This window comes from Saccharospirillum sp. ABV4_185 (assembly GCF_056159245.1).
This window is the reverse complement of sequence record NZ_JBSWUW010000002.1, coordinates 158,591-183,845: the sequence shown is the minus strand read 5'-3', so window position 1 is coordinate 183,845 and position 25,255 is coordinate 158,591. Positions and strand designations below refer to the sequence as shown.

Annotated in this window: 30 protein-coding genes; 16 read left to right on the top strand and 14 right to left on the bottom strand. The window is 58.2% G+C overall.

The window, feature by feature from the left end; translation table 11 throughout:
• Positions 1-27 precede the first annotated feature (27 nt).
• A complete protein-coding gene (locus ACXAE6_RS18030) occupies positions 28-675 on the top strand; it encodes a 2OG-Fe(II) oxygenase (RefSeq protein WP_475152501.1) in 648 nt (215 codons plus the stop codon).
• Positions 676-688: 13 nt separating this feature from the next.
• Here the strand turns inward: ACXAE6_RS18030 and ACXAE6_RS18025 are convergent, their stop codons facing one another.
• Positions 689-1,060: a hypothetical protein gene (locus tag ACXAE6_RS18025; RefSeq protein ID WP_475152498.1), complete on the bottom strand. Its 372-nt coding sequence runs from the start codon at positions 1,058-1,060 to the stop codon at positions 689-691.
• Between the two features lie 144 nt (positions 1,061-1,204).
• On the opposite strand from ACXAE6_RS18025, the gene ACXAE6_RS18020 reads away from it, so the two are divergent.
• Positions 1,205-2,083 (top strand): bile acid:sodium symporter family protein, encoded by an 879-nt coding sequence (locus tag ACXAE6_RS18020; RefSeq protein ID WP_475152493.1) that lies wholly within the window; start codon positions 1,205-1,207, stop codon positions 2,081-2,083.
• Between the two features lie 116 nt (positions 2,084-2,199).
• Here ACXAE6_RS18020 and ACXAE6_RS18015 read toward each other — a convergent pair whose 3' ends face one another.
• The 3 genes from ACXAE6_RS18015 to ACXAE6_RS18005 all read right to left on the bottom strand — a co-directional run bounded on the left by ACXAE6_RS18015 (position 2,200) and on the right by ACXAE6_RS18005 (position 4,158).
• The gene (locus ACXAE6_RS18015) at positions 2,200-2,733 is read right to left on the bottom strand and encodes a dihydrofolate reductase family protein (RefSeq protein ID WP_475152488.1); all 534 of its coding nucleotides are present in this window, start codon (positions 2,731-2,733) and stop codon (positions 2,200-2,202) included.
• 88 nt (positions 2,734-2,821) lie between these two features.
• Positions 2,822-3,763 carry a DMT family transporter gene (locus tag ACXAE6_RS18010; RefSeq protein WP_475152485.1) on the bottom strand — a complete coding sequence of 314 codons (942 nt, stop codon included), beginning with the start codon at positions 3,761-3,763 and terminating at the stop codon, positions 2,822-2,824.
• Between the two features lie 11 nt (positions 3,764-3,774).
• On the bottom strand, positions 3,775-4,158 hold the full coding sequence (locus ACXAE6_RS18005; protein WP_475152481.1) for a DUF2750 domain-containing protein: 384 nt from the start codon (positions 4,156-4,158) through the stop codon (positions 3,775-3,777).
• A 146-nt stretch (positions 4,159-4,304) separates the two neighbouring features.
• On the opposite strand from ACXAE6_RS18005, the gene ACXAE6_RS18000 reads away from it, so the two are divergent.
• Positions 4,305-5,210, top strand: a complete 906-nt coding sequence (locus tag ACXAE6_RS18000) for a 1,4-dihydroxy-2-naphthoate polyprenyltransferase (protein WP_475152476.1) — start codon at positions 4,305-4,307, stop codon at positions 5,208-5,210.
• Here the strand turns inward: ACXAE6_RS18000 and ACXAE6_RS17995 are convergent.
• Both ACXAE6_RS17995 and ACXAE6_RS17990 read right to left on the bottom strand, forming a co-directional pair.
• Entirely contained in the window at positions 5,207-5,749 is a 543-nt protein-coding gene (locus ACXAE6_RS17995) for a nucleotidyltransferase family protein (RefSeq protein WP_475152470.1), read from the bottom strand. The two genes, ACXAE6_RS18000 and ACXAE6_RS17995, sit on opposite strands and share 4 nt — an antisense overlap.
• Before the next feature lie 43 nt (positions 5,750-5,792).
• Complete coding sequence (locus ACXAE6_RS17990; RefSeq protein WP_475152464.1) at positions 5,793-7,004, bottom strand: family 8 glycosyl hydrolase; 1,212 nt, start codon at positions 7,002-7,004, stop codon at positions 5,793-5,795.
• Between the two features lie 300 nt (positions 7,005-7,304).
• Here ACXAE6_RS17990 and bfr (ACXAE6_RS17985) point away from each other — a divergent pair, with 300 nt between their 5' ends.
• The 3 genes from bfr (ACXAE6_RS17985) to ACXAE6_RS17975 all read left to right on the top strand — a co-directional run bounded on the left by bfr (ACXAE6_RS17985) (position 7,305) and on the right by ACXAE6_RS17975 (position 8,549).
• Complete coding sequence (gene bfr, locus ACXAE6_RS17985; RefSeq protein ID WP_475152460.1) at positions 7,305-7,781, top strand: bacterioferritin; 477 nt, start codon at positions 7,305-7,307, stop codon at positions 7,779-7,781.
• A 2-nt stretch (positions 7,782-7,783) separates the two neighbouring features.
• A complete protein-coding gene (bfr, locus tag ACXAE6_RS17980; RefSeq protein WP_475152458.1) occupies positions 7,784-8,251 on the top strand; it encodes a bacterioferritin in 468 nt (155 codons plus the stop codon).
• Positions 8,252-8,369: 118 nt separating this feature from the next.
• A complete protein-coding gene (locus tag ACXAE6_RS17975) occupies positions 8,370-8,549 on the top strand; it encodes a hypothetical protein (RefSeq protein ID WP_475152456.1) in 180 nt (59 codons plus the stop codon).
• Positions 8,550-8,558: 9 nt separating this feature from the next.
• On the opposite strand, the gene ACXAE6_RS17970 is transcribed toward ACXAE6_RS17975, so the two are convergent.
• Together ACXAE6_RS17970 and ACXAE6_RS17965 are read right to left on the bottom strand one after the other, a co-directional pair.
• On the bottom strand, positions 8,559-9,152 hold the full coding sequence (locus tag ACXAE6_RS17970) for a DUF502 domain-containing protein (protein ID WP_475152454.1): 594 nt from the start codon (positions 9,150-9,152) through the stop codon (positions 8,559-8,561).
• Positions 9,153-9,214: 62 nt separating this feature from the next.
• Entirely contained in the window at positions 9,215-9,481 is a 267-nt protein-coding gene (locus ACXAE6_RS17965; RefSeq protein WP_475152451.1) for a hypothetical protein, read from the bottom strand.
• Positions 9,482-9,623: 142 nt separating this feature from the next.
• On the opposite strand from ACXAE6_RS17965, the gene ACXAE6_RS17960 reads away from it, so the two are divergent.
• Together ACXAE6_RS17960 and ACXAE6_RS17955 are read left to right on the top strand one after the other, a co-directional pair.
• Entirely contained in the window at positions 9,624-10,526 is a 903-nt protein-coding gene (locus ACXAE6_RS17960) for a LysR substrate-binding domain-containing protein (RefSeq protein ID WP_475152449.1), read from the top strand.
• 55 nt (positions 10,527-10,581) lie between these two features.
• Complete coding sequence (locus ACXAE6_RS17955; RefSeq protein WP_475152446.1) at positions 10,582-10,965, top strand: MAPEG family protein; 384 nt, start codon at positions 10,582-10,584, stop codon at positions 10,963-10,965.
• Positions 10,966-10,987: 22 nt separating this feature from the next.
• Here ACXAE6_RS17955 and ACXAE6_RS17950 read toward each other — a convergent pair whose 3' ends face one another.
• Positions 10,988-11,491, bottom strand: coding sequence for a hypothetical protein (locus ACXAE6_RS17950; protein WP_475152443.1), 504 nt, complete (start codon positions 11,489-11,491; stop codon positions 10,988-10,990).
• Between the two features lie 94 nt (positions 11,492-11,585).
• On the bottom strand, positions 11,586-13,280 hold the full coding sequence (locus tag ACXAE6_RS17945; protein WP_475152440.1) for an L-lactate permease: 1,695 nt from the start codon (positions 13,278-13,280) through the stop codon (positions 11,586-11,588).
• Between the two features lie 155 nt (positions 13,281-13,435).
• Between ACXAE6_RS17945 and ACXAE6_RS17940 the strand changes: the two genes are divergently transcribed.
• The 4 genes from ACXAE6_RS17940 (at position 13,436) to ACXAE6_RS17925 (ending at position 17,619) form a co-directional block, all read left to right on the top strand.
• The gene (locus tag ACXAE6_RS17940) at positions 13,436-14,299 is read left to right on the top strand and encodes a putative selenate ABC transporter substrate-binding protein (protein WP_475152437.1); all 864 of its coding nucleotides are present in this window, start codon (positions 13,436-13,438) and stop codon (positions 14,297-14,299) included.
• Positions 14,296-14,970, top strand: coding sequence for an ATP-binding cassette domain-containing protein (locus ACXAE6_RS17935; RefSeq protein WP_475152434.1), 675 nt, complete (start codon positions 14,296-14,298; stop codon positions 14,968-14,970). The genes ACXAE6_RS17940 and ACXAE6_RS17935 overlap by 4 nt, the downstream gene beginning before the upstream one ends.
• Positions 14,967-16,454: a PhnE/PtxC family ABC transporter permease gene (locus ACXAE6_RS17930; RefSeq protein ID WP_475152431.1), complete on the top strand. Its 1,488-nt coding sequence runs from the start codon at positions 14,967-14,969 to the stop codon at positions 16,452-16,454. The genes ACXAE6_RS17935 and ACXAE6_RS17930 overlap by 4 nt, the downstream gene beginning before the upstream one ends.
• Before the next feature lie 85 nt (positions 16,455-16,539).
• Positions 16,540-17,619 (top strand): NADH:flavin oxidoreductase, encoded by a 1,080-nt coding sequence (locus tag ACXAE6_RS17925; protein ID WP_475152428.1) that lies wholly within the window; start codon positions 16,540-16,542, stop codon positions 17,617-17,619.
• A gap of 2 nt (positions 17,620-17,621) precedes the next feature.
• Here ACXAE6_RS17925 and ACXAE6_RS17920 read toward each other — a convergent pair whose 3' ends face one another.
• Positions 17,622-18,515 carry an NAD-dependent epimerase/dehydratase family protein gene (locus tag ACXAE6_RS17920; RefSeq protein WP_475152425.1) on the bottom strand — a complete coding sequence of 298 codons (894 nt, stop codon included), beginning with the start codon at positions 18,513-18,515 and terminating at the stop codon, positions 17,622-17,624.
• Positions 18,516-18,681: 166 nt separating this feature from the next.
• Here ACXAE6_RS17920 and gcvT point away from each other — a divergent pair, with 166 nt between their 5' ends.
• Entirely contained in the window at positions 18,682-19,809 is a 1,128-nt protein-coding gene (gene gcvT, locus ACXAE6_RS17915) for a glycine cleavage system aminomethyltransferase GcvT (protein WP_475152419.1), read from the top strand.
• Here the strand turns inward: gcvT and ACXAE6_RS17910 are convergent.
• Together ACXAE6_RS17910 and ACXAE6_RS17905 are read right to left on the bottom strand one after the other, a co-directional pair.
• Positions 19,794-20,213, bottom strand: a complete 420-nt coding sequence (locus ACXAE6_RS17910; RefSeq protein ID WP_475152417.1) for a DUF4345 family protein — start codon at positions 20,211-20,213, stop codon at positions 19,794-19,796. The two genes, gcvT and ACXAE6_RS17910, sit on opposite strands and share 16 nt — an antisense overlap.
• A gap of 29 nt (positions 20,214-20,242) precedes the next feature.
• On the bottom strand, positions 20,243-21,067 hold the full coding sequence (locus tag ACXAE6_RS17905) for a Rossmann-fold NAD(P)-binding domain-containing protein (protein WP_475152411.1): 825 nt from the start codon (positions 21,065-21,067) through the stop codon (positions 20,243-20,245).
• A 174-nt stretch (positions 21,068-21,241) separates the two neighbouring features.
• On the opposite strand from ACXAE6_RS17905, the gene ACXAE6_RS17900 reads away from it, so the two are divergent.
• The gene (locus ACXAE6_RS17900) at positions 21,242-22,207 is read left to right on the top strand and encodes an AraC family transcriptional regulator (RefSeq protein WP_475152405.1); all 966 of its coding nucleotides are present in this window, start codon (positions 21,242-21,244) and stop codon (positions 22,205-22,207) included.
• Between the two features lie 3 nt (positions 22,208-22,210).
• Here the strand turns inward: ACXAE6_RS17900 and moeA are convergent, their stop codons facing one another.
• Positions 22,211-23,446: a molybdopterin molybdotransferase MoeA gene (gene moeA, locus ACXAE6_RS17895; protein WP_475152399.1), complete on the bottom strand. Its 1,236-nt coding sequence runs from the start codon at positions 23,444-23,446 to the stop codon at positions 22,211-22,213.
• 337 nt (positions 23,447-23,783) lie between these two features.
• On the opposite strand from moeA, the gene ACXAE6_RS17890 reads away from it, so the two are divergent.
• Together ACXAE6_RS17890 and ACXAE6_RS17885 are read left to right on the top strand one after the other, a co-directional pair.
• Positions 23,784-24,524, top strand: coding sequence for an energy transducer TonB (locus tag ACXAE6_RS17890; protein WP_475152393.1), 741 nt, complete (start codon positions 23,784-23,786; stop codon positions 24,522-24,524).
• A gap of 10 nt (positions 24,525-24,534) precedes the next feature.
• Positions 24,535-25,254: a MotA/TolQ/ExbB proton channel family protein gene (locus tag ACXAE6_RS17885; RefSeq protein ID WP_475152571.1), complete on the top strand. Its 720-nt coding sequence runs from the start codon at positions 24,535-24,537 to the stop codon at positions 25,252-25,254.
• The last annotated feature ends 1 nt before the right edge of the window (position 25,255 follow it).

Below are 25,255 nucleotides of genomic sequence, written 5' to 3'. Positions count from 1 at the left end.
TCGCCCGTCCCTTATGAGGATACGCCCTTGATCATCCAACCTGCCGACCAGCCCGTCTGGGATTACGACCTGATCGCCGATCGCCTGCGCGGCCCCGGTTGGGTTTATTTGCCTCTGGGCGTGGAATCGGGTCTGGCGCTGGATCTGCTGCAGGATTTGCACCGCCTGCCCGATGAGCAGTGGCGCCAGGCGGGTATTGGCCGTCGCCAGGATCATCACACCAATGAGTTGATTCGCCGCGATGCCACCTGCTGGCTGACCGGAAACACCGACGCTCAACAGCGCTATCTGGCGGCGACCGAAGCCTTGCGGGTGGAACTGAACCGGCGCTTGCTGCTGGGGTTGTTCGACTACGAGTGCCATTACGCCCGCTATGACAGCGGCGCTTTTTATCGCAAGCATCTGGATGCGTTTCGCGGCCGTTCCAATCGGGTGCTGACCACCGTCACCTACCTGAACCCAGACTGGAATTCATCCAATGGCGGCGAGATCGTGCTCTACGACCAAGACGATTCCGAACTGGCCAGACTGCAACCCAGCCTCGGCGCCATGGTGATTTTTCTCAGCGAGGAATTTCCACACGAAGTGCTGGCCGCCAATCGCAGTCGCTTTTCCATCACCGGCTGGTTTCGCCGCAACAACAGCACGACCGACTGGGTCGACCCGGCGCGTTGATCGACCGGCGGGCTCAGGACAGCAGCAGCCGCACGCCCATCAGCAGCAGATAAACAACCAAGACCGCCAGCGCATAACGCCAATCAGGCCACAACAGCGATCCGCGCTTTCCCGTCAACCAGGCGCTTTTGCCCAGCAAAACGCGGCCACCACGGTGGCTCAAGTAAAACCCCAACATAAACAGCAAAGGGTGCAGTAACAGCGTCACACTGGTGGCACCGAGCACCGCCGGACTCATCTCGACACCATAGCTGAATACATAAAACGTCAGGCTTTGCAGCGTACCCAGCCCACCGATTACCGCCAGGACCAGACCCGGCGCCAACGCAAAAAAAAACGCCAAGGCTTGTGCAAAATAATTAACGCCGCTGCGTTGCATCAACATAACAACTCGCTCAATTTATTGACTGTCATAAACCGTCAGGCAGCAACCTGCCATACAAAAACCATCGCGCCACTTGCCGTAGGTCAAGGTCGTAGCGGCCAGTTTGTATAGCCTGACGCTGTCATAACTCAAGGACTGTAACTGATGTCAGCCACACTTTCTCAAGTCATTCTGCCACTGGTGCTCGCCTTCATTATGCTGGCGATGGGCCTGGGTCTAACCCGCCAGCATTTTATCAAGGTGCTGCAAGCACCGGCGCTGCCGTTATTGGGTTTGGCGTTACAGATGCTGTTGCTGCCCGCCTTGGCGCTGGTGGTTATCGCCGTGCTGCGTCTGGATGGGGCCACAGCCGCCGGTCTGTTTTTACTGTCGCTGTGCCCCGGCGGCGCTACCTCGAATCTGTTTGCCTATCTCGCTCATGGCGAGGTAGCGCTGAGCATCAGCCTGACCGCCATCAGCAGCTTGCTGGTGCCCTTCACGCTGCCGCTGTTGTTTGGTCTTTACCTGGCTCAGGCGGGTGGCGACTGGGTCGACCTGCAATTACCGATCGCCACCACCATCAAACAACTGCTGGCAGTCACCCTGGTACCGGTGTTGCTGGGCATGGCCATTCGCCACTGGGCCGGTCGACTGGCGGATCAACTGGAACCCTGGTGCAAACGGATCGGCACCGGCTTGATGTTGCTGGTGGTGCTGGGCCTGATCATCACCAACTGGACCCGGCTGCTGAACCCGACCCAGGCACTGGCGGTGCTGCTGTTGTCGTGCGTCGCCATGCTGGCCGCTGGCTGGATTGCCGCCCGACTGCGTCTGCCAGTAGCACAAACCCGCACGCTGGCAGTCGAAGTGGGTATTCAAAACGCAGGCACTGCTTTGCTGGTGGCCATCAGCCTGATGCAGCAACCAGCCTTGGCCGTGGTGCCGCTGATCTATGGCGTGCTGATGAACCTGCCCGGCTTCGGTTATGTGGCCTGGGTGCGCTATCGCGATGCACAGACGGCCGCCAAGCCCGCCAACGCCTGATCAGCAGCAAGGATTGAACTGAATGGCCGGCCAGTGGCATCTCTGCTGGCGCACCGACAGCTGGAGTCACAACAAAACAGCGCCTGCAAATGGCTGGCTCAGAAACTCGGCGACGGCTAACGCCGTCGATAATGCGACTGCACCAGACCGTTGGCGTAAGCCTGGGTGTGCTGATGCTGGAACTTTCGGTCGGCGGGCAAGGCGCCAAAGAGTGGCCGTCCGGAACCGAGCAACACCGGCACCCGGGTGATGATCATTTCGTCAATTAAGTCGACACTGAGACAGGACTGAATCAACTGGCCGCCATCGACGTACAGCCGCGTTTCGCCCTGCTCCTGCAACTGCTGCATCAGGTCATCCAGCGAGCCGACAAAACTTTCGGCATCATGCGCAAAGCCTTCGGGCACCGCTGCTTTGCTGCGTGAGATCACCACGACGCGCTTGCCGTGATAAAACCAGTCGTCAAAGCTCAGCACCTGCTCGAAGGTGTGCCGCCCCATGACCACACAGCTGACGGTGGCGATAAAATCGGCGTAGCCGAAGTCTTCCCCATCAGGCGAATACTCCGGTCGCAATAACCAATCCAGAGCGCCATCGGGTCGGGCGATATAACCGTCCAGGCTGGTGGCAATAAACACTGCTGTTTGCATAGTGAGCCTCACTTTTGGTGAACAGAGCGAGGCAGTTTAGCGAGGCATTGGGACAGAAACGGACCGGATTAAGCGAACAGAACAAACCTCAGCTTGATTCGACACCACGGCTGCGCACTGCGAGCAAACCAGCCGCTGCGATCAGCACGATTCCCACACTCGCGATCGGTCCAGGCACTTCGTGAAACAGCAGCGCACCCCAGGCGGTGGCAAAGGCGACATAGGCAAAATCGAAGGTGGCAACGGTGGTCGGGCGGCCCAATTGATAAGCCACCGCCGCACCAACACTGCCAACAATAATGGCGACCGCCAGCAAGGCCATGGCCGCCCACTGCAGCACATCCATGGCACCCCAGGCACCGAACAAAAAAGCGTGCGCTGCGCTCAGGGAAGCGGGTGAAGTCTGGCTCAGTACAAGGCTGAAACCGATGCCGAGCAACAACATCACCAGATTCAGCCAGATCGACAACAGCAGCGGTTCTTCGTCGGCGCATTGCGCACGCGTCAGTATCATCGCCAGGGCATAGGCCAGTGCCGAGGCCAAGGGCAGCAAGCTATAGAGGTTAAGAGCCGAGGCAGTCGGCTGCAGGATCAACAAGACACCAACAGCGCCCAGCACAACAGCAAACCAACCGGCGCGACCAACGTTATCGCCGAGCAACAAGGCGGCAAAGAGCGTTATAAAGATGGGCGAGGAATAATAAACCGCCGAGGCAATCGACAGCTCAACGTAGAGCAGCGAGGTGTAATAGGCGATCCACATGGCGCTGAGCAAGGCGCTGCGCACCAGGGTCCATCCCGGCCGCTTGGGCCACAACGCCAGGGCTTTGGTACGCCAACGCAACGCCACCGCCAAAACGGGTAATACCAACAGCGAACGCAGGGTGAAAATCTGCCACAGCGTAAAGTGCGTGCTGATGCCCTTGATCACCGCATCGCCCAGGGCGAGGAAAAAACCGGTCGCCAGGATGACAGCGATGGCGACGCCCGTGTTATCGACTCGGCGCTTTACCTCGGGCGATGGCGACACAGCGCGCCCGCTTAATCCTGACCGGCAGACAGCAGCTCAAGAAACTCCAGCGGTTCCAGGACAATGCCTTCTTCTTTTTTGCCGGGGAATACCGCCAGCGCCAAACCGTCTTCCTGTAATCCGGGCAACCAGCGTTCCAGCCAGGCCGCCAGATCAATGGCTAAGGGTTGGCAATCGGCCCAGTCACCACTGGCCCACTGCTGGGCAAATTCGGCATGCGGCCAGATCGGCAAACAGTCATCGCCATCGCAGGACATCAGCACCGTGCCGTCGTCACCACGCAGTGTCCAGACCTGTTCATTTGCCAATACCGAACGCACTAGAAAATCGTAGCGTGCTTCAGCGGGCAAGGTGGGCACTGTATCGAGTTGTTGCTGGCTGGGAGACTGTGTCATAAAGGCATCCATCAAAAACCGGCATCATAACAAAGACGCCGCCTCAGGTCGCCGCACGCATTGCACCAGAGCTTGAGCCAGGTCAGCCGACGACAGCGGTTTTGCGTTAGCATGGCGGCATAAATCTCCGTGAGGAATCCTTCGGCATGACGGTCCAAACCAAAGATCGTACCAATCCCTGGTTACTGGCGGCGCGGCCGCGCACCTTGCCAGCGGCCGTTGCGCCCATCATAGCGGCGGTCGCCCTGGCCATTTATCACGGCCACTTCAACCCGACACTGGCGTTGTTGGCGCTGCTCTGCGCGCTGGGATTACAAATTCTGGTCAACCTGGCCAACGATCTGTTCGACGCCGAAAGCGGTGTCGACACCGGCGAGCGACTCGGACCGACCCGCGTCACCCAGAGCGGGCTGATTTCGCCTGCGCATATGCGCCGCGCGCTGTGGGTTTGTCTGTCGTTTTGTTTGCTGACGGGAACACCCTTGGTTATCGCCGGCGGCTGGCCACTGACGCTGGCGGGGATGGCCTCCATCATCGCCGCTCTGGCTTATTCCGCCGGTCCCTGGCCGCTGGCCAACCATGGTTTGGGTGAAGTGGCGGTGCTGATTTTCTTTGGCCTGGTGGCGGTGATCGGCTGCTACTGGCTGCAAGCCGAACAATGGCACATCGCCAGTCTCTGGGTCGGTTTGATGGTCGGCTTACCCTGCTGCGCTATTTTGATGGTCAATAACATCCGCGATATCGATACCGATCGTCGCAGCGGCAAAATCACCCTGGCGGTTCGGCTCGGACCCAAAGGCGCCCATTGGTTGTACAGGGCCGCCTTAGTCAGCCCCTTGGTACTGGCGTTGGTGGCCGCCGGGCTCAGCCATTTACCGCTGTTAGTGCCCGTAGCCTTACTACCCAGCTTGTACTGGGCCTGGCAGCTGGATCATCAACTGCGCCGCTATCGGGGCAGTGAACTCAATGCCTTGTTGGCACACACCGCTCAGTACGAACTCAGAGTCAGTTTATTGATCGCCATTGTGCTGTTGCTGTTGGCGCTGGTTTAAATTCGAACCTTCAACTGCGGCCAGGTCGTTAACCAGAATTTTTCCGCTTGACGTTGCGCAAAGACTTCCGGCTTGGGCCGCTTGGGATTCAGGCTGAGATAACCATTCATCAGCGAATCCAGCCCTAAGGGCGCGATCAACTCGATCTCGCCAGTGTCATTCAGGCGCACGCCGACGGCGGTCTCCACTTCCACCCAATAACTCATGGCATCGGCGGTTGAACGGTAAGGCGCATCGCCATTGCGACGATGCATCCGGGCCTGATTTTTCACCGACCAGGGTGCTTCCTGATCAGCCTTTAAGCGAACTTCCAATGCTCGGTCGTGCTGTTCATCGGTATGAGTCGCGTCGAAATAAATTAAATCCAGATCGGTTAAGGGCGTGGCGCGCTGATAAGCGTGCAACCGGTCCCAAACCAGATTGCGTACAAAGCCAGCGGCCAGACACCAGTCCGGCAGATTCAGCTCGGCGGCAACATGCAAAGCCGCCATGCGCGCTGAATCCTGTTCAAGCCAGCGAAGCAATGGTTCGGTATTCATTAAGACGACTGCCTCTGCTCCGTCAAATTCATAACACCAACAATTACTGAGTGGCAGTGACCGGGTCCCAATAGTTACCGGTCATTACCAACAGGCAGAGCAAGGTGACGCTGTCTTCGTAGTAATCCTGGTGGCGCTGGTAAACCGCTTGATACAGATCGTCCAACCAATCCTGACCGTCTGCCAACAGCATGGCGCCAACACCGACCGGTGCCATAAAGAAGCTGCTGTTTTCGGTTTCATAGGGAATCGGCAGACCACTGAGCAAATAACCGGATTGCATCTGTGCAGGATCCGCATCGGTGATGCGACGCATGCCACCAGCAATGCCGGCAGCCAGTTGTCGGGCACGCGGCTCGCCACTGAGCAAGGCTTCGGTTCCCAAGCGCCAGGGGTCCCGCCCGGCATTAAAAAAGTAGTGGCCGTCGTAACTGGTTTCCAGATAATTCGGCGGTGACGCATAGACCTGGCCGTGCTGATCAACGACTGCAAAATCCGGCAACAGACCACTGCGCGGTGCTTCTTGTTGTTGCAGCGCCAGCGCCACCTCCAAAACGCGGTCGCGGACATCAAGCCAGCGCGGTTCGTCGGTCACGGCAGCAAAAGCGCGAAAATGAGCGGGCATAAAATCCGAGGTGCGGGTGCCCCATTGGTTGTATTCCTCGCCGTCCGGCTCTACCCAATCACCAAAGGTGGGCAGATCGCTGTCCGGGCCAACAGCACTGGCAAGCAAGCCGTCCAGCACCTCCTTGGCCGCCGCCAGATAGTCGCCATCCGGCCACTGGCGCGAAGCCAACAAAAGGGCGTAGGCAATATCGGCATCGCCATCAAAAGCGCTGTCGTTACCCTCTTCTTCATCAATGGGAATCTGCCAGCCCATCAGCCGCGAATCGATATCGCTGGGCCAGGCACGGGCAAAGCGCCAGAGGCCATCGAACAGCGAGCGTGCCTCAGGATCAGCGCCCGCCATCAAAGCGACAATCAACATGCCATAACCCTGCCCTTCGGAAACGGTACGGCCAGGATTTTGCGAACCAAAGCTGACTCGGTACTGAGGCAGACCATCGTCGCTGTGCACGGCGACCAGATAATCCGCCTTCCACTGGCGGTAAAACTCAAGCACATGACGATCCTGTTGCGCCTGACTCCAACGCGATGGTTGTAAACTACCTGCGGCATAAGTCTGATGCTGTGGAAAGGGCAACAGCGGTTGGGCCAATGCCGTTGTTGCCCAGGTGACCAGTACCAAAAACACACCCAAAAACCCTGATTGACGACAAGACCGCCAAATTTGACCGATCTGCATAGCGATTCCTCAGTACTCAAAACCCAGTTATCAAGCTGACTATTGTGCACCTTTAAGGTAACAAAGAAGTTAGCTTTTAAGCGTTGATGCAAATCAGCATCGATTGCAAACCAACCTTGCTTCCTTTCGCAAAAGACATCCCTTCCCATCTGTAACAAAATGTAAAAAGTTTTAACCCTCCAACCTACCAAAACGCTGATCGACATCGCTATACTGCGGCCAACTTCATACCAACCGGAGGCGACCATCGTGAAAGGCGATAGCCGCATCATCGAACAACTGAACAAGGTGTTGACCACCGAACTGACGGCGATCAACCACTATTTCCTGCACGCCCGCATGTACAAAAACTGGGGCCTGGAGCGGCTTAACGAAGCCAACTACAAAAAATCCATCAAAGACATGAAGCAGGCTGATGAACTGATCGAACGCATCCTGTTTCTGGAAGGTCTGCCCAATCTGCAAAAACTGAATCGATTGATGATCGGTGAACACACCGAAGAAATGTTGCAGGCCGATCACGATTTTCAGATCGAAGCCATCGCGCAACTGCGCGAAGCCATTGAAGTGTGCGAACAAAACCAGGAATTCGTCAGCCGCGATCTGCTGAGCGAAATTCTGGAAGACGAAGAAGAACAGCTGGACTGGGTGGAAACCCAGCAATATCAGATCGGCGCCATGGGTATCGAAGTCTACCTGCAAGCGCAGATGAACGACGAGGACTGATCATGAAAGGCAAGGCAAACATCATCGACGCTCTGAACATGCTGCTGTCGAACGAACTGGCGGCCATGGATCAGTATTTCCTGCATTCGCAGATGTATCGCGACTGGGGTTTGAACAAACTCTACGAACGCATAGACCACGAGTTCGATGACGAGCGCGGCCACGCCACCAAGTTGATCGAACGGATGCTGTTTTTAGAAGGCAAACCGGACATGAAAACGCGGGCGCCGATTCGCATTGGCGAAGACGTGCCGGCCATGTTGCAAGCCGATCTCGATCTGGAAATCGAAGTAAAAGACGCCTTAAAAGACACCATCAAACTGTGCGAAGCCGAACAGGATTATGTCACCCGCGATATGCTGGTGACGCTGCTCGACGACACCGAGATGGACCACGCCTATTACCTCGAACAGCAACTGCGACTGATCAAAATGATCGGTCTGGAACGCTACATGCAATCGCAGCTGTGATTGTTTTCACTCCGGCCACCGCGCCGGAGTTGTTGCAATCGAACCCTTATCCGTTCAAAGCTAAAGCAAGGCTCAATTCCCGCCTTGCTTTTTTTATGCTTAACCTAAGGAGTGATTTATGTCCGATCGCCACCCCACCGAAGTGACCGTCACCAACATTCGTATGCCGTTTTTGTCGATGGTCGTCTTTATGGTCAAGTGGGCCATTGCCGCCATACCGGCCTTATTTATTCTCGCCTTGATCGGTGCCGCCATCAGCTTTCTGCTGGGCAGTGGCGGTTTTGAGTATCGCGCCTGACCGCCAGAATTAAGCGGCCGTGCTGCGATTGATGCCGGCGGTGACCATAAAGGCCAGGGCTTCGTCGAAGGTCCAATCCACTTCAATCAGTTCCGAGCGTCGCGCCAGCACGGTCAGACCCGCCACCTGATAGCTGATCTGAATCAGCACCGGCACCCAGGGATCGTCTTCGTCCTGGTCCGGCATGGCTCTGGCCAGCGGCATGGGCAGCCGGTCGCTGGTGACAAAACCGACGGTGTAACCACTGCCTTGTTTAATCAGGACGGTTTGCCGGCGCCGGGGTTCTTTTTCGTTCTGATTGATCAGGGTCGCCACATCCTTGACCGCCCCGTAGATGGTTTTCAGCACCGGCGTACGCATCAACTGTTGCTCAAACTGCCGGAACATCCAGTAGAAAGGACGAATACTCAACGCCGTTCCAACGGCCAGTACGATGCCCACCATCAGCGCCAGGCCGACACCGGGCCAGAGTGAATCGAGACCGAACAGGCCCAACAGCGCCTTGCCAATTTTGTCGAGCGTTACCGCAATCGACCAGAACAACCAGATAGAAATAGCCAGCGGCAGAATGCTTAAAGTGCCGCGTACCAGGATGCGTTTCATCAAACAGACTCCTGAAAAAAAACGGCACCCAGTGTCGCACACTGGTTCAACCGGCTGCAGCCTCAGCCGGTACGACGGCGCTCCTCTTTACGCTGCGATAACAATAGCTGCGCATCGGCCGCTATTGGCAAGGCCAGGGCTTCGAGCAAATCAGAACGTCGATGGCCCATGTCTTCCAGCAGATGATCGTCGTAGTCCAATAAGCGCGCGATACGCCGACGGCGCTGCCAGGCAACCAGAAGCGTGTGAATTTTTTCCCACCAGGCGGGACGATCCAGATGATCCGCGTGGTGTTCCAGGGTGGTGTTGCAAACTGAATTCATCGACATAGCGACCTCTCTTGCCGGCTTTATCAAGCCAGGCGATTAGGGTTTAAGTGCTGTGGGTCGCGACCACGAGAGTCAGCATCGCTTGACATCTAAATTCAGACAAACTAAAAAAACTACACCCAATGTTTAGGAAATCTAAACGATGACCGAAGCCACTGCCGCCGAATCCTTACAAGCGCCTCTGCCGCTGCTCGACACCGATCTGGTGCGCACCTTTGTCGCCATTGCCGAAACCGGCAGCTTCACCCGCGCGGCGCGTCAGGTGTTTCGCACCCCCGGTGCGCTCAGCATGCAGATCAAGCGTTTGGAAGAAATGCTGGGTAAGGCGCTGTTCGTGCGCGATGCGCGTCAGGTTCGGTTGACGCCGGAGGGCGAGATCCTACTCAGTTTTGGGCGTCGTTTGCTCAAATTGAACGAAGAAGCGGTGGCGCAGTTTCTGGCACCCAGCCTGGAAGGACAGGTGCGTTTCGGGACGCCCGATGACGTCGGCACCAGAGTGCTGCCAGCCGTACTGGCGCAATTTGGCCGCTCCCATCCAGCGGTTCAGGTGGATGTCATCGTTGGCAGCAGCCGGGATCTGCTGGCGCGGCTGGATGCTGGCGAGTTGGATATTGTGTTGCTCACCGCCGGTAACGACGGCCAGGATCCGGCGCGTGGCGAAGCGGTGCACAGCGAAGAGCTGGTCTGGGCCGGCCGCAAAGGCGGGGTTGCTCAACAGCGTGCTGTGTTGCCGGTGGCACTGGCCAGGCATGGCTGCTGCTGGCGCACCAAGGCCGTCGATGCGCTTGATAACGCCGGTCGCGATTACCGTGTCGCCTACAACAGTGAGAACTGCGCCGGTCAGGTGGCCGCCGTAATGGCCGATCTGGCGGTAGCTCCACTGCCCCGCAACATGGTCAAGGCGCCGCTGTGCGTGCTCGACGAAGCTTCAGGCTTGCCACCGCTGGGCGACTATCAGGTGCTCATGGAAAAACGCGATGGCCGAGGCCCCGCCAGTGAGGCGCTCGCCGGCTATGTGATCGAACAGCTGCGACATCCCCATTAGCCAGCGCTGGCTGGCTTCTCTACAATCGCTTCCGGTTTATCACTCGGAAATTACCATGTCTTTTTATTGGTTCAGTTTGTTCATCGCCGCCAACGCCCTCTTGCTGTTTACGCTTGCTTTCAATGTGTCACTGGTGCGTCGTCGCTTTAAAATTTCCAGCGGCGATGGTGATCAGCCGGCATTGCAACGCGCCATCCGGGCTCACGCCAACGGTGTTGAATACATGCCATTGTTCGCCTTGCTGGTGTTGGCGCTATCGCTGCAGCTGGCGGCGGATAGGGCACTGGCGATTCTGGTTTTGGGCTTTACGCTGGGTCGCGTTATGCATGCACTGGGCATGATTGGGGCGGTGAAATTATTGCGCTTCTGGGGCGCCGTCATCACCTACCTGTGGACGGCCGCCGCTATTGTTTTACTCAGTTGGACTCTGCTCGGCTGAGTCGTTTTCAAGGCTTACATCTTCAGGGGTCGCTGATCTCGTCCCAGACCGGTTGTGCTTCCGAGATTTTCAACTCAGCGGCCGCGGATTCACCAACCAGGTAAGTGCCGATCCAGATGTTGTAGTTACCCGAGGCGGGGCTGGATAACACCACGCCCGGGTTGGTACCGGCGCTGTCACTGGCGTAGTCATCGCTGCAATGCCAGTTGCCGTCTGGGTCAAAGACCACCAGGGTGGTATCGGCGTCCGAATCGACATACAAACTCAGCGTCTGACTGCCAGCGCTGTAGTTCAGATCAATGTCCGGGGCGTTACTGATATAACCGGAACAACTCTGGTGGGCCTCACTGGCGGCAAACTCGCCTCCAGCGGTCAACACCACCACATAAGGATCCGGCAAAAAACCAGCTTCCAGACTGACCGAGCCATCAGTCGGCGGCTCGGTCCAATCCACCGCTTGCACAACCCCGATGGCTAACATCGACACCAGGCCCGCAATGGCGGCCTGTACTACTGTCAATTTCATGAACCACTCCCTGCCTTTTGCTGTTCTGCAAACTGAAGCTGGCAATATAGCGAAGAAACACGCGTTCAACATCCAGGCCATTCCAAGCCAGTTTTTAAGCCATGGTCGGGTCTGATATGCCCAGGCCATAGACCATAATCACGGTAATCAAGCCGGTCGCCACCAAATAATAGAGCGTCGGCAAAATGGTCAGGCGCAGGGTACGGCCTTCCTGGCCCAGCAAACCCACGGTGGCTGAGGCGGCAACCACATTGTGGATGGCAATCATATTGCCAGCTGCCGCACCCACCGCCTGACTGGCCACCATCATGGCCCCGGAAACACCCAGCAGTTGAGCGGTATTGAACTGAAAATCCGACAGCATCAGGTTCGACAAAGTATTGGAGCCGGCAATAAAAGCACCCAGCGCGCCGACGGTGGCGGTAAAGAACGGATAGACCGCCCCGACTGAGACTTCCACCAGCTCAGCCATAGCCCTGGGCATGGATGGCAAATCAGCCGCATTGACGCCGGAGTTAATCAGAATGCGCACCATGGGAATGGTAAACACCAGCACGAAACCAGCGCCCATCAGCGTATGAGTGGATTCACCCAGAGCAGTGCGTAATTCGCTCGGTTTAATGCGCTGCACCAAGGCGGTGATCAATACCACCAAGACCATAATGCCGCCGGGCAAATACAGCGGTTCGATGTAACCGCTGACACCGGCCTGGCCGAGAATGTCATTCCAGTGCAGCGATAGAAAGCTGATGCAGAAGTCTTTGATCGGCTCAATGGCGCGAGTGATCACCAAGGCCAGCGCCAGAACCAGATAAGGCACCCAGGCCAACACCAAGGGCATGGGTTTGTGGTGAGTCAGGTCATCGAGATTGATCTTAACGGTGCCCAGCCAGGTGGCAGGCCATTGCTCGGCGGGTGCGAAATCCCAGCCTTCTTTGGGCATCAAAAAGCCGTGTTGCGCTGCTGGCACAACGATGGCGAGGCCGACCAGAGCGCCAATCATGGACGGAAACTCCGGACCGAGAAACACCCCTGCAGCCATATAAGGCAGGGTAAAGGCCGCGCCGGCAAAGAGCGCAAAAGGTGCCACGGCCAAACCTTCGCGCCAGGATTTTTTGGCACCGAAAAAGCGGGTCAACATCAGGCACATCAGCAACGGCATCAAGGTGCCAACAACACCGTGGGTGATGGCAATTTCGGACACCATCAGCCGATAAAATTCATTCCAGCTGCTGCCCGATGCCAGCAATGCTTCAGTAATACCGGCTTTATCGAGACCACCACTGACACCGACCACGATCGGTGTTCCCACCGCACCGAAAGACACCGGAGTCGACTGAATCATCATGCCCATCACCACGGCCGCCAAGGCCGGAAAACCGAGCGCGACTAATAAGGGCGCGGCAATGGCGGCGGTGGTGCCGAAACCGGAAGCGCCTTCCAAAAAGCAGCCGAACAACCAGGCGACGATGATCACCTGAATACGGCGGTCGGGGCTGATATGCGAAAACCCGGCTCGGATAGCGGTTAAGGCACCCGATACCTTCAGACTGTTCAGCAAGAACAGCGCGCCGAAGATGATCCATAAAATACCAGCAGTCAGCATTAAGCCTTGCAGTACCGATGCCAGCACACGGATGGCCGGCATCTGCCAGGCAACCAGCGCCATGATGATGGCGACCACCAACACCACGGGCATGGCGCGCGACGCTGGCCAGTGAAAGCCGACCAGCAAAATACCGGCCAGTAAAATGGGTAAAAAGGCGAGTCCGTACAGCAGCATTTCCATCTTGTTTTCTCCTGATTTCCTTGGCAGTTAGCTTAATTTAACCAGTTGGTATGACCATCACCTTGCGATAGATCAAAGCAAGGACCGATCGCCTCAGTCTGGTATACTGCCGCGCCATTTATGCAAACTAATTTCGCCGACTCTAAGGATCTTTCATGCGTGCTCCCATTGCTTTGCAAGGACTCATACTGGCGTTGGCCGCCGGTTTCGCTCAGGCCGACAGCTTTGTCTTTACCGCCATTCCTGACCAGGACGAACGCCAACTGACCGAACGCTTCGGCCAGGTTGCCAACTACCTAGAAGCCGAACTCGGCGTCGATGTCGAATACATTCCCGTGAAGAGCTACGCGGCGGCGGTATCGGCTTTCCGCAATGATCAGGTGCAGTTGGCCTGGTTTGGTGGTTTGACCGGTGTGCAGGCACGGCGTCTGGTTCCGGGCAGTCAGGCCATTGCCCAGGGCGCTGAAGACACCGCTTTTAAAAGTTATCTGATTGCCAACACCAGCACCGGCCTGGCACCGCTGGATAACCTCGATGATTCCCTGCGCGGTCTGAGTTTCACCTTCGGTTCCAAAGGTTCCACCTCCGGTCGATTAATGCCCGAGTATTTTCTACGTGAAGCCTTCGATGCCGCACCGGAAGAAGTCTTCAGTCGGGTCGGATTTTCTGGCGATCACTCGCGCACCATCGCTTTGGTCGAATCCGGCGCTTATGAACTGGGCGTGCTGAATTACGCCGTCTGGGATGCTGCGGTTGAAGCTGGCAACATCGATACCGATGCGGTCCAGGTGATCTGGGAAAGCCCGACCTACCCGGATTATCAGTGGACCATTCGCGGCGATGCCGATGCCCGCTTTGGTGACGGCTTTACCGATAGCGTTAAACAGGCGCTGCTGAATATGACCGACCCGACCCTGCTCGCGGCCTTCCCGCGTTCGGGTTTCGTGCCGGCCAGCAACGCCGACTATGCGCCCATTGAAGACACCGCCGTCAGCATCGGTTTGATGGACGCCGAGTGAATACAGTGGCGCCCCTCTTTGCCATCCGGCAAAGCGAACTGCGGCTTGAAGGCCGCACTATTCTGCGCGACCTCGATGTGCGTATCGACGCGGGTGAGCGCGTCGCTCTGCTCGGCGAATCCGGCAGCGGCAAGACCACCTTGCTGCGCGCGCTGCGCCAGCAACAGCCGCAACAGGTGGCCTGGTGCCCGCAGCAAAGCGGACTGGTGCCCTTGCTGACGGTGTTTCACAACCTCTATATGGGTCGGCTGGACCGTTATTCGACGCTCTATAATCTGCGCAATTTACTCTGGCCGGCGCCGCTGCGCCGTGCCGAACTGGGTGAACTGGCGCAGCGTTTGGGACTGGGTGACCGCTTGCTGCAATCGGTCGATCGCTTGTCGGGCGGTCAGCAAAGTCGGGTCAATTTAGGCCGCGCCCTGTACCAACAACGGCCGGTGTTTTTGGGCGACGAACCGGTGTCGGCCGTCGATGAACACCAGGCCGACGACTTACTGAGATTGATCAACTCACAGCATGAAACCGTGGTGTTGGCACTGCACAATATTGACCAGGCCCTGACCCATTGTCAGCGCATTATCGGTTTGAAAGATGGCCGCATTATCATCGACGCCCCGGCCGCCGACTTGCGCACCGCCGACCTCGCCCAACTCTACCCCAGCGCCGCATGACAGCCACAGCACCAATCAGTTCTGCGCGCGCCATGGTGCGCACCACCGGCCTGATAGTACTGCTGGCGCTGCTGTGTTTGCCCTGGGCCGATTTCAGCATCCAAACCCTGAACCCCGGCCGCGAACTGTCGCAATTAGCGTTGGGTTTGCTGCAACCAGCCTGGCCCGACAGCCGTACCTTGATCACCGCCATTATCAACACTCTGAGTTTCGCGCTTCAGGGCGTCGCTCTGGGCGCGATGGCGGGTTTCGGCTTGGCACTGCTGTATCGCTGGCCCGCGGTGCGGGTATTAGCAGCATCGATTCGCGCCGTGCACGAACTGTTCTGGGCACTGCTGTTTATTCAATTATTGGGCCTCAGCAGCGCCGCCGGTGTGCTGGCGATTGCCGTGCCCTACGCCGGTATTTTTGCCAAGGTCTATGGCGAAATATTCGAGGAAGTTGATCCCAGTCCGGCCCAGGCATTACCCATTAATACCACGGCGTTATCGCGCTTATTATTCACCACCCTCCCCCAAGCCTGGCCGCATCTGGTGGCCTATACGCGCTATCGACTGGAGTGCGGTTTGCGTTCCTCGGCGGTGCTCGGTTTTATCGGTTTGCCGACGCTGGGCTACCACCTGGAATCCTTATTACGCCAGGGTTTTTACGCCGAAGGCGCGGTCTATTTTTACGCCTTGCTGGTGCTGATTGCGTCCTTACCGCTGTGGAGTCGCGCCCGTTCCCTGCCCATTCTGGCGCTGGCATCGCTGCTTGCCTTGCCACTGACTGCCAATGTTAACCCCAGCCTGATGCTGCGCTTCTTAACGCATGACATCGTGCCGGCGCCCTTGCGCGCCGGTCAGCCGGAAAATCTGCTGCCCTGGTTGCAAGAATTATGGCTCGACCAGATCGCCCCTGGCCTCGGTAATACCTTAGTGTTGGCAATGCTGGCGCTGTTGCTGATGGGATTTATCGGCCTGCTCAGCTTTCCAGCGGTCTCGCCGTTGTTTGGCAACCGCGCCAGTCGCGGCCTGGGCCAGCTGGTGCTAATCGTGTTTCGCTCGCTGCCGGAATATCTGCTGGCCTTTATTGCCTTGATTCTGCTTGGCCCGTCCATGCTGCCCGCTGTATTAGCGCTGGGGCTGCACAATGGCGCCATTGTTGGCCACCTGGTCGGGCAATACAGTCGCAGCCTGGTGTTGCGCGATGACGCCGCCCGTGGCCTGAATCGCTATTTCTTTGAAGTGCTGCCGCGCCAGTATCGATTGTTTCTGGCCTTCACCCTCTACCGTTTTGAAACGGTGATTCGCGAAACCGCCATCCTCGGCATGCTGGGCATTCCCACGCTCGGCTTCTTTATCGATTCCGCCTTTTCCGAGTTCCGGTTCGACCGCGCCCTGGTGCTGCTGATCGCCACCGCCGTGCTGAATATTCTGGTCGACGCCGCCGCTCGACGGCTGCGTCAGCAATTACATCTCAAGCAGCCGTTGCATTACTGCTGATCACCCCTATTTCACGTAACTGAAATTATTACATGAGCAATGTCGCACTCATGGTTTTTGTTGTTTTAAGCATTGAGGTTTCGTGATGAATTCTGCTTCAGATCTGTTCGCCCCGCTCACCTTCAAACGTGGCCCGGCTGCCGCCAACCGCCTGGTGCTGGCACCGCTGACCAATACCCAAAGTCACGCCGATGGCACCCTGGCAGAGGATGAATACCGCTGGCTGACGATGCGCGCCGAGGGCGGTTTTGGCCTGGTCACCAGTTGCGCCAGCCATGTTCAGCCGGGCGGCCAGGGCTTTCCCGGCCAACTGGGTTGTTTCAGCGATGAGCACCTGCCCGGCCTCGCTCGCCTGGCCGATGGCCTGCGCGACGCCGGCGCGGTGTCATCGCTGCAACTGCACCATGCCGGCATCCGAGCCTTTGATGGCGTGACCGATAAAGTCGGCCCGTCCGCTCACGGTGAAACCGGCGGCCGGGCGCTGAGCGATGCGGAAGTCGAGCAGTTGGTGGAGGATTTTGTCAGCGCTGCCCAACGCGCGGAACAAGCCGGTTTTGACGGTGTGCAGATTCACGGTGGCCATGGCTACATTCTCACCCAGTTTTTGTCGGCGCAATACAATCAGCGCGCTGATCGCTGGGGCGGCTCGCTGGAAAATCGTGCCCGTCTGTTATTCGCTATTCTCGATGGCATCCGTGCGGCCTGCCGACCGGATTTTCAAATTGGCGTGCGCATTTCCACTGAACGTTTTGGTCTGGAGCTGCCGGATATGATCGAAGTCGCGCGTCAGTTACTGGCCAGCGATGCCTTGGATTATCTGGATTTATCGCTGTGGGATTTCACTAAGCAACCGGAAGATGAACACTTTGCGGGTAAGACGTTAATGTCGCTGTTTACCGAGCTGCCGCGCGGTGAAATCAAGCTCGGCGTCGCCGGGAAAATCATGTCCGCAGCCGATGCTCGGACAGCGTTGGAAGCCGGCGCCGACTATGTCGCTATCGGCAAGGCCGGCGTTATGGCGCACGATTTTCCCAAGCGGGTTAAAGCCGATGCCGACTACTCAGTACCGGCTTTACCCATCGCTGCGCAGCAACTTGAGGGTGAAGGCATCAGCGACACCTTTATGACTTATCTGCGCGGTTTCCCGGGCTTTATCGCCGACTGATTTCAGTCGGCGTCGAGCACATCCCGCCAGGAATATTGTGGCGCGAAGCCGAGCAGGCGACGCGCCTTTTTATTGCTGTAGAAAGTTTCCCATTCACCCATCTGCGCTTTGATAGGCACGCCCGGATAAAACTGTTCAATGACTTCGGGATTACTCAAACCCACCGACAGATCATCGTTGGATACATTAAAAACCTCGTAACCCAAACCATCGGTTTTCAGACAGCAATCCACCATCTGACCCAGATCGCGCGCATCAATGTAGGCAAAAATATTGCGCCGACGCAGCGCCGGATTTTTTAAAAAGGCCGGAAAATTCTCTTGGTATTCGTGCGGCTCAATCACGTTGTTAATGCGCAGGCCATAGATGTCGATACCGGTGCGCGCCTGGAACGAACGAGCGGTCACTTCATTAACCACCTTGCTCATGGCGTAGCTGTCATGCGGCACCGTCGGGTGCTCTTCATCGACCGGCAAGTATTCCGGTTGTTTTAAACCATCGGCAAAACAAACACCGTAGGTGGTTTCGCTGGACGCAAAAATCACCTTGGGAATGCCTAGCTTGGTGGCCGCATCAAGGATGTTATAAGTGCTCAGTGTATTGATGCGGTAAGTTTCGTTATCGGGCCGAAATAAGATGGCCGGAATGGCGGCGAAGTGCACAATAGCATCGTAACGCGGCACCCCGGTGCCTGGTTCCAGTTCGTCAAAGTCGGCGTAAGCCTGGCAGGCATTGAACACCTGGCCGGCGTCGGTCAGATCAATCTTCAGCGTTTTAATGCCGGGCACATCGGAATCGGCCCAGTCCAGATTGGTGATGCGATGGCCCTGATCACGCAAATAAGCGGTGGCGTGACGTCCGGCTTTGCCGCTGCCGCCGGTAAATAAAATGCGCATAGAAGACTCCTTAATTTGCCGAAAGACGATTCGCCCAGCATGCTAACAGAAACTCAGGGCGTTCGGTTTTCCCGTGTTTCCTATTGGAAACATACGCGGTTTGTTGCATCATCGCGCCCAGATTCGCGCCGCACTGCGGCCCAACCGCCTGCCAATGGAGACGCCCATGAGCGCCAGCCCGGACAACCTGAACCATACCCCGCTGACCGACCTGCACATCGAACTGGGTGCGCGCATGGTGCCTTTCGCCGGTTATTCGATGCCGGTACAGTTCCCGCTCGGCGTGAAAGGTGAGCACTTGCATACCCGCACCCAGGCAGGGTTGTTCGATGTCTCCCATATGGGTCAGGTAAAACTGTCCGGGCCCAATGTCGCCGCTGCGCTTGAACAACTGGTGCCGGTCGATGTCATCGATCTGCCGGAAGGTCGCCAACGTTACGCGCTGTTCACCAACGCCGAGGGCGGCATTCTCGATGATCTGATGATCACCAATCAGGGCGATGGCCTTTACCTGGTGGTTAACGCCGCCTGCAAAGCCGACGACATCGCCCACCTGCGCGCCAACCTGCCCGCCGATATCACCGTCACCGAATTGGCTGACCGCGCCTTGGTTGCGTTGCAAGGCCCGAAAGCCGTGGATGTGCTGGCCCGTTTCCAACCGGCGGTGAGCGAGCTGGTATTTATGGATAACCAGCCGCTGGCGATCGATGGCATCGACTGCTTTGTGTCCCGCAGTGGTTACACCGGCGAAGACGGCTATGAAATTTCCATACCGGCGGATTCGGCCGAAGCCCTGGTGCGCACCTTGTTGGCGGAACCGGAAGTTGAACCCATCGGTTTGGGCGCGCGCGATTCGCTGCGTCTGGAAGGCGGTTTGTGCCTGTACGGTCACGACATCGACACCACCACCACACCGGCCGAAGCCAGCCTGATCTGGGCGATTTCCAAAGCCCGCCGCAGCGACGGCGAACGCCCTGGCGGTTTTCCCGGTGCCGACGTCATCCTCGGCCAGATCGACCGCAAAGATGCGGCGCGAAAACGCGTTGGCCTAGTCGGTGAAGGCCGCGCGCCGGTGCGCGAAGGCACCGAGCTGTTTAATGCCGACGGCGCCAAGATCGGCATCGTCACCAGCGGCACCTTTGGCCCGAGCATCGAAGCCCCGGTCGCCATGGGTTATCTCGACGCGGCTTACAGCGCACTCGACACCGCGGTGTTCGCCGAAGTGCGCGGTAAGCAACTGCCGATGACGGTCAGCAAGATGCCGTTCGTCGCGCCCGGTTACGTGCGCGGCTGAGGTGGTGTCGCGGCGCGGCGCACGGCGATCACTGCCACCATCAGGTTCAATGTCAGCAGCCCCAGTTCGACGGCCCAGGCGGCCGTCAGCGCGGCGGCCGGTGCGCCATCGAACAGCGCGCTGATCATCCGACCGAACACAAAGGCGCCGTAGAACCCGATGGCAACCCACAGCGCCAGGGCTCGATGCGCGGCGCTCAGGGCGCCGGCCAACATCACCATCGCCGCCAGCAGCAACAGACTGGCGGTGGCTCTGAGCTCGCTGCGCAATTCAACGGAATCCGGCAGCACGATCTGATACGACTGATAAAAACTCACCGGTGATAGCAGGATGGCGCCGCCGATCACCAGCGCTACGCCGCCGCTGACCCACAACACCAACTGAATCAAACTTGGCCATTTCATGGGTTGTCTCTCCTGTCGTCCATCGACGTTCAACCCCAGGCACCGTTGCGCTGGGCCTTGGCCACATAGTCAGCAAAGCGACGCGGCGGGCGACCCAAGGCGTCGCTGACGCCCGACGTCAGATGACTGTTGCGGCCATCCAACACTTGCGTGAACAACTCGCGCAACAACCACAGCTCCGCCTCGCTCAAACCCAGTTCCTGCAAATAACCCAGATAGCCGTCAATCGGTACCGATTGGAAACGGATGTCGCGGCCGGTCGCTTTGGCGATCTGAGCGACACAATCAGCAAAGGTCAGCAATTCCGGGCCGGTGACTTCGAACAGTCGATTCGTCAGTTCCGGTTGAGTTAACGCCGCTACGGCCACTTCCGCGATGTCGTCGCAATCGACGAACGGCTCCAGCACATCGCCCACCGGCAAAGCCACTTCGCCACTCATTACCGAGGGCGTCAGAAAGCTCTCGCTGAAGTTCTGTGCAAACCAGGACGCCCGCACCACGTTCCAGCGCAAGCCGCTGTTGATCAGCACCTGTTCGGCGCGCTCGGCGCCGTCTTCGCCACGGCCGGACAGCAACACCAGATGTTGCACGCCGGCCTGTTTCGCCGCCTCGAAAAAGGCCGTCACGATGGACTTGGCTTCCGGGATTGCCAGATCCGGCTGAAAGGTCATATAGACCTGTTTTACGCCAGCCAGCACGGCCGGCCAGGTGTTGGACTGATACCAGTCGAAGCTCGGTTCGGTGGAGCGCGACACCGCACGCGTGGCGATGCCACTGTCGCGCAACAACGTATCGACGCGCGCGCCGGTTTTGGCCTGTTTGCCGAGAATCAAGATGGGGGATGGTGTGGTCATAGTGTTTAGCCTCTGGTCATCGTTTAAGGGGTGGATGAAGAGACGCTATTGTTGGCGCAGGCCGCTGGACTGACTATAACCAGAACACCGGACTCCTTGATCAAAAATCCAAAGATAATGGATTTTCGATCAAAATAAGCGATGATTTAGCCAACCCACATCCAGGTGAAAGCGATGACGGATCAACCGGTGGTGCCCGAACACAACGACTATTTAGGCGAAGCCCTGCACCTGCTGAAACTCAGCGGCATTTTCTATTGCCAATCGGAACTGCGCGCGCCCTGGGGCATCGAGATGCCGCCGTTCGACGACTGTCTGATGATTCACGTCGTCACCGCCGGTCATTGCTGGTTGACGCTGCCCGATGGCGAGCCGCCGGTGCATCTGCCCCAAGGCAGCCTGGTGATGCTGCCGCACGGTCGCGGCCATTGCATCGCCAGCACCCCGGATAGCGCGGTGACGCCGCTGTTTGATATTCCGGCGCAGCACATCAGCGAACGCTACGACATTATGCAGTTTGGTGGCGATGGCGAGATCTGCCGCGCCATCTGCTGCGTGGCCCGCTTCGACCACGCCGCCGGCCAGCAACTGATTCGCTCGTTGCCATCGGTGATGGTGATCAATAGCTGGGAGGAAGCGGAAGGCAGCTGGCTGCAAAGCACGCTGCGTTATATGGCCTATGAAGCGCAGCAGCTCAGCCCCGGCGGTGAGACGGTGATGTCGCATCTGACCGACATTCTGATCATTCAGGTCATCCGCAACTGGCTGCGCAACAGCCCCCAGGCCAGTACTGGCTGGCTGGCGACGCTGCGCGACAAACAGCTCGGCCGCGCGCTGGCGGCCATGCACCGGCATCCGCAGCAGGACTGGACGATTGAAAGACTGGCGCAACTGGCCAGCCTGTCGCGTTCGGGTTTCAGTGCGCGTTTTACCGAATTGATGGGCGAACCGGCGATGCGCTACCTGACTCGCTGGCGCATGCAGACGGCGAGGCTGCAACTGGAAAACAGCTCAGATTCGATGATGACGGTGGCCGATCGTTTGGGGTATCGCAGCGAAGCCGCGTTCAGCCGGGCGTTCAAACGTGTGTTCGGCGAAGCGCCCGGGCAGGTGCGCAAGAACCGGCAGCGGCTGGCGTAACGCTTAGCTGCCGAACAGTTCGTCAAACAACCACAGCGTCACCGTCTCGCCCGGCTCAACCGGGCCGCGCTCCTGCTCCAGTGCGATGTAGCAATTGGCCTCGGTCATCGAACCGAGAATGTGTGAAGCCTGCTGAGTGCGCGTTGGTCGCACTTCAACACCCCTGTCAGTCTGACACCAGACACCGCGCTGAAAATCCATCCGGCCCGGCGTTTTTTTAATGGCCTCAGTCGTGGTGGCAACCAACGTCGGCAGCGCTTTATCCGGCTGACCTTGCAGCTTGCGGATAGCGCGCGTGGCGACCAGATGGAAGGTCACCAGAGACGACACCGGGTTGCCCGGCAGGCCAATAAACCAACTGTTGCTCAGACGACCAAAGGCCAAAGGCTTGCCTGGCTTGATCGCCAGCTTCCAGATTTCAATCTCCCCCAGCTCGCCGAGAATCTGGCGGGTGTAATCGGCCTCACCGACGCTGACACCACCACTGGTAATCACCAGGTCACAGTCAGCATCGGCCTGTTGCAGCACGCTGCGCAATTGCTCGGGATCGTCGGCGATCACGCCATAATCGTGCACCTCAACCCCCAAACGACTCAGCATGGCGTGCAGCGCTGGCCGGTTGGAATCATAAAGATCACCTATGCCCAGAGTTTCATGCGGTTGGCGCAGTTCATCGCCAGTCGCCAACAGACCCACCTTCAGTTGCGGTCGCACGCTCACTTCAGCGCAACCGACACTGGCCAACAACGCCACATCCTGGGGCCGGATGCGGTGGCCTTCGGGCAGCAGTCGATCACCCGTTCGGCAGTCTTCACCCGCGCGGCGGATGTTATTACCTGCTTCCGGGACCTTGTCGAACGTCACTCCGGCATCGCTGAGCTCGGCGTCTTCCTGCATTACCACGGCGTCGCAACCGGCGGGCAGCACGGCACCGGTCATCACTCTGATGCAATAGCCGGGTCTGAGCGGTTCGGTGTAAGGCTGGCCGGCCAGCGAACGGCCCTGAACCGGCAGCGGTTTATCGGCCAGCAGATCAGCGCGACGCAAGGCGTAGCCATCCATCGCCGAATTATCCCAGGCCGGCACCGGCGCTTCAGCGCGGATGGTGGTAGCGGTCACCCGGCCAAGACTGTCGCTCAAGGCAACGCTTTCAGCGCCGGCAAGCGGCACCAGAAGGTCGAGTAAATGCGCAAGCCCATCTGCCAACGGCATCAGGCCCGGACGATCAGAACAGCCCATGGAATTTTCCCTCTGTCATTCGAGCGCCATTCTGACCAAAGGCGATGACACTGACCAGACAGAAAAGGCCAGGATCGTCACAAAACGAGCTCGGCCTGACGGGAGAACATGGCTGGACCTAAACGGCGGCTTGGATAGTACTCATTGCTTGTTAAAGTTCACTGGCAGCCGGCGACTGCTTGAACCTGGAAATTGAGATTGCCTCTCAACCGCTCTTGATAGTTGTTCTTGGCAACTTTAAGCTTGGCGCCCGCCTGCATTGGTATGGATCGACAGCGGCAGGAAACACCGGCTTATACCCAACTTACTTTCACCAGATGGCAAACGACGACTCACGATGAATGACAGCCCAACCCAATGGCGCCAGCTCAGCCTGAATATTGCTGTCTTCCTGTTCGTCATCGGTCTGCATGCCGCCGTTCTGGCATCGGCTTTTCTGGCCGGTCCTGAGGATTCGCCGGTGGTTAAACCACCGACCGTCAGCGGTATGCTGATACCGGTGCCGCCGGCGGAATCGGTTCAGGCACCGGCTGCAGTGGCAACACCGCCGGAACCTAAACCCGAGCCAGAACCTGAACCCGTGCAAGAGCCGGCACCCGAGCCTGAGCCAGAACCTATTCCCGAGCCCGAACCGGAGCCTGTTCCAAAACCCGAACCCATTCCCGAGCCCGAGCCAATACCGGAACCGGAACCGGAACCGGAACCGGAACCGGAAACTGAACAGGCGTCGACCCAGCAGGTCAATGAAGCTCTGGCGGACCTTGATACCAAAAACGCCGCAACCGAGGGCGCGCCCATCGTCGCGCCGCGCTCAGATGCCGCCCATCTGGACAATCCATCGCCCGCCTATCCACGGCGCTCAGCGCGGCTGGGCCATGAAGGTGAGGTGGTCCTGGAAGTGTTGATTCTCGCCGATGGCAGCGTGGGTGATATTCGCCTGCTCGAGTCCAGCGGCTACGACCGTCTCGACGAGACCGCCATGGAGGCGGTACGGCGCTGGCGCTATGTGCCGGCCACACAGAACGGTGAAGCCATTGATTACTGGTTCCGCCAACCCATCAATTTCGAACTGAAGTGAGCACGCTGTGATGCATGAAACCACACTGGATAATCCTTATGGCCTGGAAGCTCTGTGGACCCAAGGCGACGCCATCATCAAGGGTGTGGCCATCCTGCTGCTGTTGATGTCCGTAGCCAGCTGGCTGGTGATCGTGATCCGTGGTCTCGATCTGTGGCGGCTGCGGCGCCAGGCGAAATCGCTCGATGCCTTCTGGCAGGCGCACGATTTCAACGAGGCGCTGGAGCGCCTGCAACCGGCCACGCCACAAAACCCCTATCGGTTGCTGGCGGTCAAAGGCCGCGATGCGCTCGACTATCACCGCACTCACGGCGATAACCTCAACAGTCAGTTACCGCTGACCGACTGGCTGACCACCGCCATCGGCAGCGCGCTCGATGAAAGCCGTGAACGCATGCAACGCGGTCTGGCGATACTCGCATCGGTCGGTTCGACCGCGCCTTTTGTCGGTTTGTTCGGCACCGTCTGGGGGATTTATCACGCCCTGGTCGGTATTGGCGTGTCCGGCCAGGCCAGCATCGATAAGGTGGCAGGTCCGGTCGGTGAAGCGCTGATCATGACCGCCTTCGGTCTGGCCGTGGCGATACCCGCCGTGCTCGGTTACAACGCCATCACGCGCGGCAACAAAGGCATTCTGGGACGCCTGGATCGCTTTGCCAGCCAACTGCACGCCTATCTGATTACCGGCACACCGACAGTGATTAAAAGCGGCAAAAGAGGAGCGAACTGAG

Bases quoted from the DNA above. Each gene is read 5' to 3' on its own strand.
- ACXAE6_RS18025 (WP_475152498.1), bottom strand. From the start codon at position 1,060: ATGTTGATGCAACGCAGCGGCGTTAATTATTTTGCACAAGCCTTGGCG.
- ACXAE6_RS17995 (WP_475152470.1), bottom strand. From the start codon at position 5,749: ATGAATACCGAACCATTGCTTCGCTGGCTTGAACAGGATTCAGCGCGC.
- ACXAE6_RS17905 (WP_475152411.1), bottom strand. From the start codon at position 21,067: ATGACCACACCATCCCCCATCTTGATTCTCGGCAAACAGGCCAAAACC.
- ACXAE6_RS18005 (WP_475152481.1), bottom strand. From the start codon at position 4,158: ATGACACAGTCTCCCAGCCAGCAACAACTCGATACAGTGCCCACCTTG.
- ACXAE6_RS17930 (WP_475152431.1), top strand. From the start codon at position 14,967: ATGACAGCCACAGCACCAATCAGTTCTGCGCGCGCCATGGTGCGCACC.
- ACXAE6_RS18000 (WP_475152476.1), top strand. From the start codon at position 4,305: ATGACGGTCCAAACCAAAGATCGTACCAATCCCTGGTTACTGGCGGCG.
- ACXAE6_RS17975 (WP_475152456.1), top strand. From the start codon at position 8,370: ATGTCCGATCGCCACCCCACCGAAGTGACCGTCACCAACATTCGTATG.
- ACXAE6_RS18015 (WP_475152488.1), bottom strand. From the start codon at position 2,733: ATGCAAACAGCAGTGTTTATTGCCACCAGCCTGGACGGTTATATCGCC.
- ACXAE6_RS17955 (WP_475152446.1), top strand. From the start codon at position 10,582: ATGTCTTTTTATTGGTTCAGTTTGTTCATCGCCGCCAACGCCCTCTTG.
- ACXAE6_RS17960 (WP_475152449.1), top strand. From the start codon at position 9,624: ATGACCGAAGCCACTGCCGCCGAATCCTTACAAGCGCCTCTGCCGCTG.
- ACXAE6_RS17885 (WP_475152571.1), top strand. From the start codon at position 24,535: ATGCATGAAACCACACTGGATAATCCTTATGGCCTGGAAGCTCTGTGG.
- moeA (WP_475152399.1), bottom strand. From the start codon at position 23,446: ATGGGCTGTTCTGATCGTCCGGGCCTGATGCCGTTGGCAGATGGGCTT.
- ACXAE6_RS17900 (WP_475152405.1), top strand. From the start codon at position 21,242: ATGACGGATCAACCGGTGGTGCCCGAACACAACGACTATTTAGGCGAA.
- ACXAE6_RS17945 (WP_475152440.1), bottom strand. From the start codon at position 13,280: ATGGAAATGCTGCTGTACGGACTCGCCTTTTTACCCATTTTACTGGCC.
- ACXAE6_RS18020 (WP_475152493.1), top strand. From the start codon at position 1,205: ATGTCAGCCACACTTTCTCAAGTCATTCTGCCACTGGTGCTCGCCTTC.
- ACXAE6_RS17920 (WP_475152425.1), bottom strand. From the start codon at position 18,515: ATGCGCATTTTATTTACCGGCGGCAGCGGCAAAGCCGGACGTCACGCC.
- ACXAE6_RS17965 (WP_475152451.1), bottom strand. From the start codon at position 9,481: ATGTCGATGAATTCAGTTTGCAACACCACCCTGGAACACCACGCGGAT.
- ACXAE6_RS17940 (WP_475152437.1), top strand. From the start codon at position 13,436: ATGCGTGCTCCCATTGCTTTGCAAGGACTCATACTGGCGTTGGCCGCC.
- ACXAE6_RS17925 (WP_475152428.1), top strand. From the start codon at position 16,540: ATGAATTCTGCTTCAGATCTGTTCGCCCCGCTCACCTTCAAACGTGGC.
- ACXAE6_RS17970 (WP_475152454.1), bottom strand. From the start codon at position 9,152: ATGAAACGCATCCTGGTACGCGGCACTTTAAGCATTCTGCCGCTGGCT.
- ACXAE6_RS17890 (WP_475152393.1), top strand. From the start codon at position 23,784: ATGAATGACAGCCCAACCCAATGGCGCCAGCTCAGCCTGAATATTGCT.
- ACXAE6_RS17910 (WP_475152417.1), bottom strand. From the start codon at position 20,213: ATGAAATGGCCAAGTTTGATTCAGTTGGTGTTGTGGGTCAGCGGCGGC.
- gcvT (WP_475152419.1), top strand. From the start codon at position 18,682: ATGAGCGCCAGCCCGGACAACCTGAACCATACCCCGCTGACCGACCTG.
- ACXAE6_RS17950 (WP_475152443.1), bottom strand. From the start codon at position 11,491: ATGAAATTGACAGTAGTACAGGCCGCCATTGCGGGCCTGGTGTCGATG.
- bfr (WP_475152458.1), top strand. From the start codon at position 7,784: ATGAAAGGCAAGGCAAACATCATCGACGCTCTGAACATGCTGCTGTCG.